General features: G+C 39.1%; 8 protein-coding genes. 6 read left to right on the top strand and 2 right to left on the bottom strand.

Translation table 11 applies throughout. The features are described from left to right. The first annotated feature begins 57 nt into the window (after positions 1-57). A complete protein-coding gene (locus ABD009_RS08360; RefSeq protein WP_343824453.1) occupies positions 58-2,103 on the top strand; it encodes a sulfotransferase in 2,046 nt (681 codons plus the stop codon). Between the two features lie 108 nt (positions 2,104-2,211). On the opposite strand, the gene katG is transcribed toward ABD009_RS08360, so the two are convergent. Then, on the bottom strand, positions 2,212-4,443 hold the full coding sequence (gene katG, locus ABD009_RS08355) for a catalase/peroxidase HPI (RefSeq protein ID WP_343824451.1): 2,232 nt from the start codon (positions 4,441-4,443) through the stop codon (positions 2,212-2,214). 174 nt (positions 4,444-4,617) lie between these two features. On the opposite strand from katG, the gene ABD009_RS08350 reads away from it, so the two are divergent. The 5 genes from ABD009_RS08350 (at position 4,618) to ABD009_RS08330 (ending at position 12,256) form a co-directional block, all read left to right on the top strand. Beyond that, positions 4,618-5,028, top strand: a complete 411-nt coding sequence (locus ABD009_RS08350) for a CBS domain-containing protein (RefSeq protein WP_343824449.1) — start codon at positions 4,618-4,620, stop codon at positions 5,026-5,028. A gap of 74 nt (positions 5,029-5,102) precedes the next feature. Then, positions 5,103-5,282 carry a DUF6435 family protein gene (locus tag ABD009_RS08345; RefSeq protein WP_343824447.1) on the top strand — a complete coding sequence of 60 codons (180 nt, stop codon included), beginning with the start codon at positions 5,103-5,105 and terminating at the stop codon, positions 5,280-5,282. 213 nt (positions 5,283-5,495) lie between these two features. Further along, positions 5,496-9,278 carry a hypothetical protein gene (locus ABD009_RS08340; RefSeq protein WP_343824445.1) on the top strand — a complete coding sequence of 1,261 codons (3,783 nt, stop codon included), beginning with the start codon at positions 5,496-5,498 and terminating at the stop codon, positions 9,276-9,278. A gap of 235 nt (positions 9,279-9,513) precedes the next feature. Beyond that, positions 9,514-10,539 (top strand): hypothetical protein, encoded by a 1,026-nt coding sequence (locus tag ABD009_RS08335; protein ID WP_343824443.1) that lies wholly within the window; start codon positions 9,514-9,516, stop codon positions 10,537-10,539. A gap of 109 nt (positions 10,540-10,648) precedes the next feature. Then, positions 10,649-12,256: a long-chain fatty acid--CoA ligase gene (locus tag ABD009_RS08330; protein WP_343824441.1), complete on the top strand. Its 1,608-nt coding sequence runs from the start codon at positions 10,649-10,651 to the stop codon at positions 12,254-12,256. Positions 12,257-12,473: 217 nt separating this feature from the next. Here the strand turns inward: ABD009_RS08330 and ABD009_RS08325 are convergent, their stop codons facing one another. After that, entirely contained in the window at positions 12,474-13,859 is a 1,386-nt protein-coding gene (locus ABD009_RS08325; protein ID WP_343824439.1) for a M24 family metallopeptidase, read from the bottom strand. Positions 13,860-13,916: the final 57 nt, after the last annotated feature.

Genomic DNA, 13,916 nt, shown 5'->3' with positions numbered 1-13,916 from the left:
TTTTTTTCGGTTAACAAATTGTTTTATGAAGAATAAAAGTGTTGAAAGGGAAGTGTCTTGAATATAAAAAGCAAAACATCAGAGAGTGCCATTAGTATTTCCGATGCCAGTTTTGAAGAGCAAACAAGAGCAATTCAAAAGTTGATTCAAACCGCTGATTTTAACCAGGCTATTGCAGTTTCTGATTCCTATTTAGAGCAAGTTAAAAGTGCGGCTCACAAAGTTGAAATACTGTATTTAAAAGCGGTTGCTTGCCGTTACAAGAAGGATAACGATCATGCTCACAAGACTCTGCAACAGTTAATAAAACTTGCTGATAATCATCCGCGCAGTTATCAAGAGCAAGGTTATCTATACCTCGCTGAGCAAAAAGCAGATCTTGCCAAGCTTAGCTTTGAAAATGCGGTAAAGTTAAACCCTAGTTTAGTGGCGAGCTGGCAGGAGTTAATTGAGCTATATCGTAAATCTAATGATGCAGAATATGTGCAACATGCTGCAAATCAATTAGCAAAACTCAAGTCTTTGCCACCTGCGTTGCTCGCTGTTACAGAGTTTATGAATGATGGTAAATTAATTAAAGCAGAACAAATTTGTCGCCAGTTTTTACAGAATAACAAACGAAATGTTGACGGTATGTGTTTGTTAGCGGAAATAGGCATTGAGCTAAAAATATATGATGACGCAGAGTTTTTACTGACTACAGCATTAGAGCTTGAACCCGAACATATTCATGCACGGTCATTATTTTTGAATTTAAGTTTAAAGCTTGGTAAGTACAAAAAAGCGCAAGAGTTAGTCCTGAAACTGCTAGCTCAACAACCTGAAAATATTAGTTTTATGGTGGCCAAGGCGAATGTTTTAGCAGGGTTAGGTCAAGTTAATGACGCAATAGAGTTATTTGATAATGTAATTACCATGGGACATAAAAACCCTGAGTTTTATTTACAGCATGGTCATGCGTTAAAAGCGAGCGGCAATATTACGGCTGCTATTGAGGCCTATCAAAATGCTTATAAAGTAAACCCTAAATTTGGTGATGCATATTGGAGTTTAGCTAATACTAAAACTTACCGCTTTAGCGACACTGAAGTTACCCAAATGGAGAAGCACGTTGGGTTAACTGACCAGCCTTTGCAAGATAAAATTCAAATGTTATTTGCGTTAGGTAAAGCCAAAGAAGATAACAAAGAGTTTGCTGAAGCATTTGAAGCATATAAATCTGGCAACGCACTTCAAAAGCAATATAGTGGTTTTAAAATAGAAAATGTAGAACGACAAATAGACCATCAAATTAAGTATTGTGACTCGGCACTGTTTGAGAACCGAAGACAAGTTGGAAATCCCTGCAAAGATCCCATTTTTATTGTTGGCTTACCAAGAGCTGGCTCAACGTTATTAGAGCAAATTTTAGCCTCCCACAGCCAAGTGGATGGCACCATGGAGTTGCATCAAATTTTAGGCTTAGCGTCAAAGCTGCGTGGCCGGGCTAAAGTGGATAATAGCGCACAGCAACAAGAATTAGATGAAAACGTATATCCAAGAAATTTGCATAAGTTAGAAGACACTTACTTTCAGCGTTTTGGAGAGCAGTTTATAGAAGAAACAAAAGTGTACCGTGAAAGTGCACCTTTATTTATTGATAAAATGCCAAATAACTTTTTACACCTTGGTTTGATTAAACTCATATTACCGAACGCCAAAATTATAGATGCGAGACGTTCGCCAATGGCTTGTTGTTTTAGTGGCTTTAAACAGTTATTTGCCGAAGGGCAAGAGTTTAGTTACGACTTAGAAGATATAGGCCGTTATTACAATGGCTACTTAAAGTTGATGGATCATTGGAAAGCGGTTTTGCCTGATTTTATTTTAACGGTGAATCATGAAGATGTTGTTGATGACTTAGAGAAAGAAGTAAGGCGTTTATTAGACTTTTGTGGATTAGAATTTGAGCCCGCTTGTTTAGAGTTTCATAAAACGAAACGAAATATAAAAACACCGAGTTCAGAGCAAGTAAGACAGCCAATTTATAAAAGTGCGACAGAGCAATGGCGTTACTTTGAACCTTACCTTTCAGATTTAAAACGTGTTTTAGATATTGATTAGATAATAAAAAGCCACTCTAAAAAGTATTAGCGTGGCTTTGGTAAAATCAACCTTCAATAAACGTCGAGTTGTAAGTTAATAACGTTTATTAAAGTTATCGATTTTAAGTTATTTTAGGTCAAACCTGTCTGCATCCATTACCTTGACCCAAGCGCTAACAAAGTCTTTGATAAATTTATTATTAGCGTCGTTGGTGGCATAAACTTCAGATATTGCTCTTAGCTGAGAGTTTGAGCCAAAAACTAAGTCGACACGGCTCGCTACCCACTTAGGCTTGCCAGTTGCTAACTCAATACCAACAAACTCTGTTTTTGAGTTGCTAGCATGCGCATCTTTTGGTTCCCACTTTGTATTCATATCTAAAACATTGCGGAAAAACGCATTATTTAACGTACCAACGCTATCGGTAAGTACTCCTTTGTTAGAGTCATCAGCGGTAATGCCAAGCGCTCTTAAGCCACCGACTAATACCGTCATTTCTGGCGCTGTTAGCGTTAGCAGTTGCGCTCTATCAAGTAACATTTCTTCCGCAGCAACAGTAAAGTTAGCTTTTGAATAATTTCTAAAGCCATCTGCAACAGGTTCTAATACATCAAAAGACTCTGTGTCGGTTTGCTCATCGCTCGCATCAACACGACCTGGTGAAAACGGCACGTCCACATCTACACCAGACAGTTTAGCTGCCTGCTCAATGGCTGCGCTGCCACCAAGAACAATTAAATCTGCAATAGACACTTGTTTACCATTGCTTGATTGCTCTTGATTAAAGTTTGCCTGAACATTACTCAACACCGACAGTACTTGCTGCAATTGTTCAGGTTTATTCACTGGCCAATCTTTTTGTGGTGCGAATCTAATTCTCGCGCCATTTGCTCCACCACGCTTGTCAGAATCTCGGTAAGTAGATGCTGAAGACCATGCCGTATAAATTAACTCTTGAGGTGTTAGTCCAGAATTTAGCAAAGCGTGTTTTAATGAATCAATATCATCGCTTGTAAGTGATTTACCGGTGCTTTGTGGTAATGGGTCTTGCCAAATTAAATCTTCACTTGGCACTTCTTTACCTAAATAACGAGACTTAGGTCCCATATCTCGGTGCGTTAATTTAAACCAAGCTCTTGCAAATGCATCGGCAAATTCAGCCGGATTCTTGTGAAAATGCTCTGAAATTTTTCTGTACTCAGGATCCATTTTCATAGCCATGTCAGCGGTTGTCATCATGATGCCAACTTTTTTATCAGGGTTGCCTGCGTCAGGTGCATGATGCGCTTTATCAAGGCCTTTAGGAGTCCATTGATGTGCGCCCGCTGGACTTTTAGTCAGTTCCCATTCGTAACCAAATAAAACATCAAAATAACTGTTGTCCCAAGTCGTTGGTGTAGGTGTCCAAGCACCTTCAATACCACTTGTGATAGCGTCGGTACCTTTACCGCTGCCGTAGTTGTTTTTCCAACCTAAACCCATTTGCTCAATTGATGCTGCCTCTGGCTCAGCTTCTAAATTAGAGTCCGAAGCGGCACCATGACATTTACCAAAAGTATGACCACCGGCTGTTAAGGCAACGGTTTCGTAATCATTCATCGCCATACGGCCAAATGTTTCTCTGATATCTTTACCTGAAGCAATAGGGTCTGGAATACCATCTGGACCTTCAGGGTTTACGTAAATTAAGCCCATTTGAACCGCAGCTAAAGGCGCTTCTAGCTCTCTGTCCATTAGATCTTTTTTGTCGTAACGACCATTATCTAGCCAAGTTTTTTCTGTACCCCAATAGATATCTTCTTCTGGTTCCCAAATGTCTTCTCGACCACCACCAAAACCAAAAGTATCTAAACCCATTGTTTCAAGAGCAACGTTACCCGTTAAGATAAACAAATCGGCCCATGAAATGTTTTGGCCATATTTTTCTTTAATAGGCCAAAGGAGGCGGCGAGCTTTGTCTAGGTTAGCGTTGTCTGGCCAACTATTAAGCGGTGCAAATCGTTGGTTACCGGTTGATGAACCACCTCGGCCGTCACCTTCTCTGTAGGTACCTGCAGCATGCCATGCCATACGGATCATAAATGGGCCGTAATGACCGTAATCTGCTGGCCACCACTCTTTTGAGTCTACTAATAAATCTGCGATGTCTTTTTTGACTGCGTCTAAATCTAGGGATTTAAAAGCTTCTGCGTAATTAAAGTTAGCGTCGATTGGATTGGATTTTTCGGAGTTTTGATGAAGGATTTTTAAGTTAAGCTGGTTAGGCCACCAGTCTATATTTTTAGTCGAATTACCGCCTACTTTAGTATTCGCACCATGCATAAATGGGCATTGACCTTTAGTGTCATTGTTGCTCATTTTAATCTCCTATTTTTCGCGTTCATTGATTTTATGAATTAAGCTTGTGAGTAAACTATAGACATCATTTCTGATTTTTTAAATTAACTATTTATGAAGATAGTCTTCTATAAAATAGAACCACCAAGGTATTGAAATTAAAAAGTTAAATAAATTAGGACGAGAGGTAAATGAATGATAATTGAAGATATAATGACAAAGCCTGTTGTAACGGTAGGCTTGGACGATTCTTTGTCGTTGGCCAATGAAATATTTAATCAAACACAGTTTCACCATTTGTTAGTGGTAGAAGAGCAAAAGCTACTAGGGGTTTTATCAGATCGAGATGTTTTAAAGGCACTTAGTCCTAATATAGGAACCGCATCAGAAAAAATGCAGGATCTTGCTACATTAAACAAGCGGGTTCATCAAATTATGAGCCGAGAGCCAATTTGCTTAAAACCCACAGATAGAGTCAAACGTGTTGTAGAGATTTTCGACGAAAATAAAATTTCGTGTATACCCATAGTAAATGACAATTGGACTCCCGTTGGAATAGTCACCTGGCGAGACATAATAAAAGCAATTAGAAGCAAATATAAATAGTTTCGGGAAACGTAAATCCAATGTTTTGTTAGCAACGTATGTCTGGTAAATAAAAATTAATATAGGAGAGTTACATGGGGTTATTTGGAAAGTTATTTGATCCGGTAAAACGTAAGCGAAAGTTGTACGACAAAAAACTGGAAGAGGGCATGTTAGCGCAACGAAAAGGAGATATTCGACTTTATGCTCAACTTTCTGAAGAGGCTGAAAAAATGTGGGCTGAAATAGAAGCGTTAGAGAAAGAGAAAGGGTAGTTTACAGGGACAAGGCTGTAAAATTAAACTACGAAAGCGCCATGTTAGGGTAAAATTTTTCTAAAACACTTTGTTTCTTTTTCAAACAGTTTAAAAAAGTTGTTTTTGAATGATGACTGGATAACAATGTTTAAATTATGCGCAGCTCTAAACAACTAATGTGGACGTATTTTGCGTTCGCAAACAACTATCCTAATTAACAAGGACCGTTTTATGAAATTTAAAAAGATTCTTTTGGCACTTTCAATATCAATGCTAACGGCATGTGGCGGCGGTAGTGGAGGCACTGACTCTGGTGGCAATACTGGTGGTGGCGAAGGCGGAAATACTGGCGGCAGCACAGGTGGAAATACTGGTGGTGGCACAGGTGGCAATACTGGAGGTGGCACAACTACGGTTGTAGAAACGGCCGTTTCTGGTAAAGCGATAAAAGGCACAATGAGTAATGGGGTTATCAAGGTCTTTAAATATGTAGATAATGCCCCTGTTGAACTCACTTCTGAAGAGTTGAAAGACACATCGGTTTCTACTGATGCCAGTGGTAATTATACGTTTACGGTTTTAGATTATACCGGACCAATTAAAATAGAAGTGGGTGTTTCTGCTGATCCAACATCTCCTACTTTTATGCTGTGTGATGCGCCATCAGGTTGTGGCACAGTGGCGTTTGGCGATGAGGTAAATTTAACGACAACCGCCCCTGACTTTGCATTATCTTCAGTTTCTTCAGTAGATTCTGGCACACCAGCAAAACTCAATGTTTCGCCATTAACTCATATTGCCACGTCTATGCTTGAGGCATCTCAAGAAGACGTTAGTCTTGAGTCTATCCAGCAGAACTTTTCTAAAGTGGCAAATACATTTGGTGTGCAGGGCAATCTCTCTGAGCTTGAGCCGACTTCAATGAACAATGGCGCAGAGGTTGCTGCTGAAGATAACGCGGCCGAGCTACGTTACGGATTAATTAACGCAGGCATCGCCGAGTCACTTTTTTCTAACGGAGATCTAACAGCGAGCTTTAATTCAGCAACGGCAGATATTGTTGCTAATAATGGTGACTTACTAGTTGTTCCAGATGGTGAAGGCGATTTTGAATTCAGTATAACAGAGATATTAGACGCAGCCGCAAATACGGCGTCAATGGTCGCTGCCAATATTGCTGCTGATAGCTCAATTGAAAATAGTTCAGTAATTATTGACACGTTAAATCAAACTCAAAACACATTAGAAAATGAGTCTGAAAATAAAGAACTGTTAGTTGATGAAGACGGTAGAACAAACTCAGAATCGGAAGAAGTTACTACTGGCGATGCTGTAGACAAAGCGAAAGCGATGGTTGCAGACGTTCGTGTATTTGCTAATTTATTCGATAAAGACCACGCCTCAAATGCTGGCATTAGAGCGCAAGGTGAAGATCTTATTGCGTTGATTGAAGATGCTAACACTATGGTAGAGATTGAAGGTGACAATTTCACGTTGTTATCGACCATTTCAGAATTAGTAGCTGATTTGAGCATGCGTGACTTGGGTAACCAAACAACATTCAACTTAGCTGAAGAGCTTGGCGCACAGTCTGGTGTTACTGGCACATTGGTGATGGATGAAGGTAATTACACATTTGTTGTTGATGCATCCAAAGGTGATTCAGAAGCACTAGCGTTAAACCTAGTATTAGCTTTGAATGAAGCTGGAGATCAAATCCAATTATCTTTGATGGGTATAATGGAAACCGCTGGCGCTTCGCTTGGTATCAAAGACACCAGTAAAGTATTCCTTAACCTGGAAACAGCTGTTACTCAAGAAGAGTTAGAAAGTGGTGATGCAGATACTGACATTATTGGTGGAGGTTTTGAGCTTTCAATAGCAATTGAACAAAAAGCCAGTAGCACAATTACTAACCCTATTTCGTTTGAAGGTAAGTTAGCTGCTGAGTTGGTGATGGTTGATGTACCTAGTTTAAGAAATGAGTATTTTGACGAGCCTAATTACGTTGATGTCCAAGAGTTTTATATACCTACTACAGAGCAACAAGCTGTACCTAAGTCTGTTGTTTTCTCTGGAGCATTTGCTTCTGCGGAAGGAGAGAGTTTCACGGCAACATTGGCGTTAGACGTCAATGAGCTTGATACCTTTGCACCAGATGGAATTAAAAACGGAGTTGGCGCTTTATTAGAAGAACCGGGAATTTATGTATCGGTATCTGATGATGAGAACACAGTGACTTGGACTGGTAACGACACGTATTTCTTGACCCCAAGATCAAAAACAAGAACTTATGAAAACCTTTCTGACTCAGATCTTACTCACAATCGCGTAACTGGATACTACACAGAAGGGGATTGGATAAGAGAAGATATTACTGAATACTCTCACGTTCAAACAGAAACAGAGCAAGGCTTAATACTGAATGAACATCGTTATCTTGCTGCTTATGCGGGAAGTGCGTCAAATGATTACATTAGTATTTTGTATCAAATAGCCAAAGAATTAGATACTGATAATGATGGAGCGGTAGATCGACATCAAACAGTGACAAAACGCTTATCGTTAAACCAACCTCTTGGGGTTGACTTTGAAGTGGCTAATTTAATCGATGAAAACGATAATATTTTAGTATATCAGGGTAATGTAAGCGAAAGCACCGACTCAGTAACGGGTGAGTTTTTAGGTTCATTTGAGAGCTATGTTGATAACAATATTGCTAACAGAAACAAAGATATAAATAGCGCACTTGATGCCTTTAACCTTGCTTTTGGAATAACCCCAGATCAACCTGTTTATGACATGTGGGAAACCAATGTAGGTATTATTCTTTCCGATGAATCAGATTTAAAATCCCTTGAAGGTGGTTTAGATAACTTTGGTGTTCGTGCCTATATTGTGCAGCCAATTCTTAAAGATGCCATGACACTAGATGTGAGCAGCGACAATAGTGAATTTGTAATCAGTGTTGAAGGCGGTCAAGAGCTAACTGTATCAACAACAGAGGATTCAGACACAGGAACATTCACCTATGACTCTACCTTTAACAGTGATAGTTACGCTAAGAATATCTCTCTATTTTCCGTTAAAAGTGACACCGACGGAGAAGAGCGTTATGGCTACTACTTAACTGTAAAAGAAGTTTACTCTGACGGTTATGAGTGGAACGCGGCAACTCGATACGAAGTTTACTCTGAAGATACAGACCAAAATGGCGAAATTGATGAGTTTGAATGGTACGTTACAATTTACTGGGGACAGTCTTTCAATGAAAATTATGAGCTAGTTGATTATGACGGAACGATAGTGACCAATGGATACGTTTCTTCATTGTTTGCGATAAACATGCAGTTTAAGTCTGATTATGGTGTTTCATTCTATAACTTTTTAGGCGAATCTAACGCTGCTAGTTCTGTGCTAATGCGCTTGCATGAAAATAGATATATCTCTAATAACAACTACTTAAATCCATTCAAATCGAGTCAAATTGATGGTGTTGGATACATATCTCGTTTTGAATTAATGTCAGAGGAAGTTGGGACCAACATCTTTGAGCCTGGAAATACAACGAGTTATGACGTTTATGTTGTAGAGCCAGACAACACTGAAATACTGGAAAGTGAAGATAATTACTTAGATTTAGCCGCTTCATTGTCAGTTGGCTTGGTGCTTCAAGACTATGAAGTAAACTTGATGTTGTCAGGCGAAAGAACTGAGTTTGAAGATGGTAAGTTTGCACTAGACCTATCATACAAAACTCCAGATTCAGAATTACAGCGTACATTTAATGTCAAAGTTGAATCAATGTTTAGTGATTCATTTTTAATGACTAATGCTGAAGGTGTCATTTTGCGAATGACAGGTAATGAAGATGGCGGTACTGAAGGTGAAGACGTTGTTATTGGTACTATTACCGTTGGTGCAAATGCAACTTTAGCGGCAGAAATAATTGTTCGTGATTCAAACATACTGATCCGCTATAACGATGAAGATGGCACGATAGAGTCTTTATAATACTTCGTTAATTAATAGTAATTAAACGCAATTTTAAAGCGCCATTTAGACTTTCTAGATGGCGTTTTTTAGTGTTTACTAGTGTCCGAAACTAAAACTAAAACTAAAATATAAAGTGCACATCACCATAATGATAAAAAAGACGTTTCACTTCTTATACTTAAAAAGATTACTTTGCCTTATTTTGATCAGTGTAACTTGCGTTTCAAACGCGGTAGAAAAAGACGATAGTGTAATGGACAAGCAGCAAACAGGCGTGAGTATTAAAACTTATGCTGCAAGCTTTAACGCAACGAACATTCAACCTATTAAGGCCGTGATAGATGGTAATTGGGAGCAGGTAGTTAGCGATAATTCGGACTTTGGTATTTCCCAAAGTAAGGTTGGTTTAGCGATAGGTTATTCAAACTGGATGATTTTATTTGAAACTAGAAATGACCACTTCTTATCTACAAACCCTTCTTCTGCGTTACTTTATCATTACTCAAAAACTGACTTTCCAGCCAATATTTCAGAATATGACTTAAATATCCATTATCAAAAGTTACAAGCGAAAGGCATAAAAGTTGGCTATGAGTGGCAGTTATTTAATAGGTTATCAATGACGAATGTCATCGGTTTTTGGCAGCCCAAAACACACCGAAATAGTCTTTTGACGGGAGATGTGGAATCAACGCCAGAGGTTACGGGGTCAGCTCATTTGTTAGAGTGGTATTCCTACAAAAACCTACTAAAAAGACCAATAGATAAAACATGGAGTGATGGCAAAGGACAGAGTTGGGACGTGAACTTTCATTGGCAACCCGTCAATAACCTAACACTAGATTTTGGAGTTTTGGACTTGGTATCGGAATTTAAATTTGATCATATTGGTTATAGTGCCGGTACGCTTCAAAGCTCTACGACTTATCGAGATGAAAATAACATTCTTAGGTTTAATCCAGCCTATTCAGGTGTAGAGACTGAAAAATCGTATATGTGGAAGATGCCGAAAACTATTTATCTAAATGCTTCGTACAAAATTAATGATATTGAATACTATCTTGCTCATGAAAAAAGGTTTCTCAATAAAAGCGCCATAATTGGTGCAGGAATAAAAGCGGGAAGTGGACAAGTTAGAGCCGGTTATGACCTCTCAAATAAATCGCTTCAACTTAAATATCAAAATAGTTGGATTGAGGCAGGTCTAGTTACCGACAAGTTGGAAATAGATAAATCAAAAGTACTTTCGTTTACACTAGCAGCGTCAATGGTGTTTTAATATTCGGCAAATTTCCGGTATGGTAAGCTAAAGCTGAATTTAGGCAGGTGACAAGTTAGTTTAATACGCGTAAGTTATTGTTAACGGATTAAAATAATAAGGAGCCCGTATGTTAGCTGGCGCTATGATGAATGCAGATCTTACCATTAATTCAATCATGTCTTACGCTAAAAAAGTGTATGGTAATGTAGAAATTGTCTCAGTAACACACGATCACGACCGATTTAGATACACTTACAAAGATGCCTTCAAACGTGTTGATAAGCTTGCTAATGCACTCAGTAAAATGGGGCTAAAACGCAGCGACCGGGTTGCTACGATAGCATGGAATGACCACCGTCATTTTGAACTCTATTACGCAATCTCCTGTTCAGGCTTTGTTTGTCACACCATAAACCCAAGGCTCTACTCAGAGCAGCTAGAATATATACTCCATCATGCTGAAGATAAGGTGATTTTTGTTGATAAAACGTTATTGCCCGCCCTTGAGGCAGTGAAACACGCCTTGCCGGATTTAAAGGCCATTGTTGTATTATGTGATGAGCAGGACTTACCTGCATCTGACTTAGATCTTATTGCTTACGAAACACTTATTTCTGATGAGCCTGACAGCTTTGAATACCCAGAGCTAGATGACCAAGCAGCAAGCTCGCTTTGTTATACGTCAGGCACCACAGGGAATCCAAAAGGTGTGCTTTATAGCCACCGTTCAACGGTATTACATAGTTTTAGTATCTCGATGCCTAACAGCATGTCGATTGGCAACAATGAAGTTATCATGCCTATTGTGCCTATGTTCCATGTAAATGCATGGGGATTACCGTACGCGTGTCCAATGTCCGGAGCTAAATTAGTATTTCCAGGCAACAAGATGGCGGATGGCAAAACATTAACCGATTTGATTAATACTGAAAACGTCACTATGTCTGCAGGCGTTCCAACTGTTTGGTTAGCTTTATTAAATTACTTAAAACAGTCAAATGAAACGATTACGTCTGTTAAGCGATTTATTGTTGGCGGTGCGGCTTGTCCACTTGGTTTAATGAAAGGTTTTGCAGAGTATGGCGTAGAAATGCAACATGCTTGGGGCATGACTGAGTTAAGTCCTCTAGGCACAATAAACGTAATGAAACCTGAGTTGTTAAAGCTGGATGAGCAACAATTGGATCAAATACGCGTAAAACAAGGCTTGCCTGTGTATGGCGTTGAAATGAAAATTGTTGATGATGAAGACAATGAGTTGCCGTGGGACGGCGAAGCATCTGGTAACTTAAAGGTGAAAGGTGCGTGGGTTTGCAGTAGTTATTTTAACCAAACTGAATCCGATGCGCACGATCGCGATGGCTGGTTTTCAACAGGCGACGTAGTAACGTTCGATGAGCATAGCTACATGACGGTCACTGACCGCTCTAAAGATGTTATCAAGTCTGGTGGCGAGTGGATTAGCTCTATAGAGTTAGAAAACATTGCAAGTGATCATCCTAGTATTTTAGAAGCAGCGGTTATTGGCATTCCTGATCCTAAATGGACAGAGCGTCCTGCTATATTTGCAGTGAAGATGGAGAATGCTGAAATAACTGAGCAAGAACTTATTGCTAGTTTTGAAGGTAAAACGGCGAAATGGTGTATTCCAGAGCAAGTTACGTTTGTTAATGAGCTTCCGCATACTGCTACAGGGAAGCTAGATAAGAAGGAACTGCGTAAACTTTACCTTTAGTTTCTGTACTTAACAGCGTTGCAACTAAATATAGTCAATGTCCTTGTTTTACTTCAGCTAACCTAACTTAAAAGCATGGCTAAACTGAGTAAAACAAGGTTTTCATTTTATTCAGGGCTTTTCATTCAAAGTTAAGTGAATATTGCCTTGATAGAATTATTGAAATCAAAAATCAAAAATCAAAAATCAAAAATCAAAAATACATTTAATCACTTAATCATTTAATCAAATGAAACTTGGTTTGACGGCCGTCTAGGTATTTGACCTTCTTACCATCAAAAAATGCTTCTTCTTCTAACATGATCCTAATTTCTTTATTCCACTGCGAAATAAACGTAGCAGCATTTAATTCAATAGAATAAGCGGTATTTTCATAAAGAGGATAATCACCTCTAACCGGCACGCCACCTTGAGCATCCCACATACCAATTGTTGGTCCTGCAGCATGTCCATGGTATCCAATTGGATGTGTATAAATGGCGGGTTTTAAGCCTTCAGCAATTGATTTCTCTCTTGCTGCTTTTAATATCTCGTTACCCGTTCTGCCTAGTGCAAATTCACCGGTAAATATATCTTGAACTCGATTGCCATTTTTAAGAGCTTGCTTTAAATAGTCAGGAGCATCTGTTTCACCGGCCTTTAATACATAAGCATGTTGTTGCTGATCAGTATTTAGTCTCAAATACGTGACGCCAAAATCAACATGAAGTAGGTCGCCACGTTGAATAATTTGCCCAGCAGGGCGATCGCTAAAAGCCTTTAGCTGGTCAAAGCTTTCATTGTCACTGCGTTGAATTGAAACGGTTGGATGAAACCAATTAGTTAAACCCAGGCGTCTGCTCTCATTTCTTAGCCACCAGACAACGTCGTCTGTTGAGGTTATGCCAGGTTTAACCACGCTATTTGAGAACGCTTTAGCAATGATGTTATGACCTATCTTTATCAATGCTGGGTAATATTGCATTTCTTTTGCGGTACGAGTTTCTAACCAGGCAACGGCTAAGTTTTCTGCGCTGGTTACTTTAGACTTTAAGTTGCTTGGTAAGGCATCTACAAATTCAGATTTATCTGTGACAGTCAGGCCGTCGGCTAAAGCAAAATGAATGCTTTGGTTTATTCCAATCGCCTTAGGGTTTTTGCTTTGAATTAGGTCAACTAATCCTTGCCATTGATCAGGTGTTTTTTCTTTGTCCCAAGATTTTTCAAATAGGTTACTAACGCCGTATCGCGCTACTGCATAACGTTCAACACTTTTACCGTTGTCAAACAGCACCAAGATAGTTCGGCGCCTGGCGTTTATCCATGTGGCAGGTAGCATGGTTTTAAGAACCGGGTCCTCGTTATATTCCCTGGAAATTAAAACCCACATGTCAATGCCAGAGCGGCGCATTAAACTTGGCAATGTATTTTCCAATTTATCTAATAGCAAAGCGTCAATAATGGCTGCTCGTTTTTGCATTTTAAATATTTTAGGGCTGGGGTTTGAATCTTTAGTTTTTTCACCTTGTAGTGGAGATGCATTTACAGCAGATGCATTGAATAAAAATAAAAAAGTGAAAGTACATTTTAGTAACCATGCACTGCTTTTAGTTTTTTGTAGCATAACTCGATTCCTTGGTTTGTTTAAAAACTGTCCTTAACCTAGCGGAATTAATAGCAA

The sequence above is a fragment of the Psychrosphaera haliotis genome, assembly GCF_039523615.1.
GTDB classification, from domain to species: Bacteria; Pseudomonadota; Gammaproteobacteria; order Enterobacterales; family Alteromonadaceae; genus Psychrosphaera; species Psychrosphaera haliotis.
The sequence above is the reverse complement of the archived record's forward strand: the minus strand, read 5'-3'. Positions and strand labels throughout refer to the sequence as shown.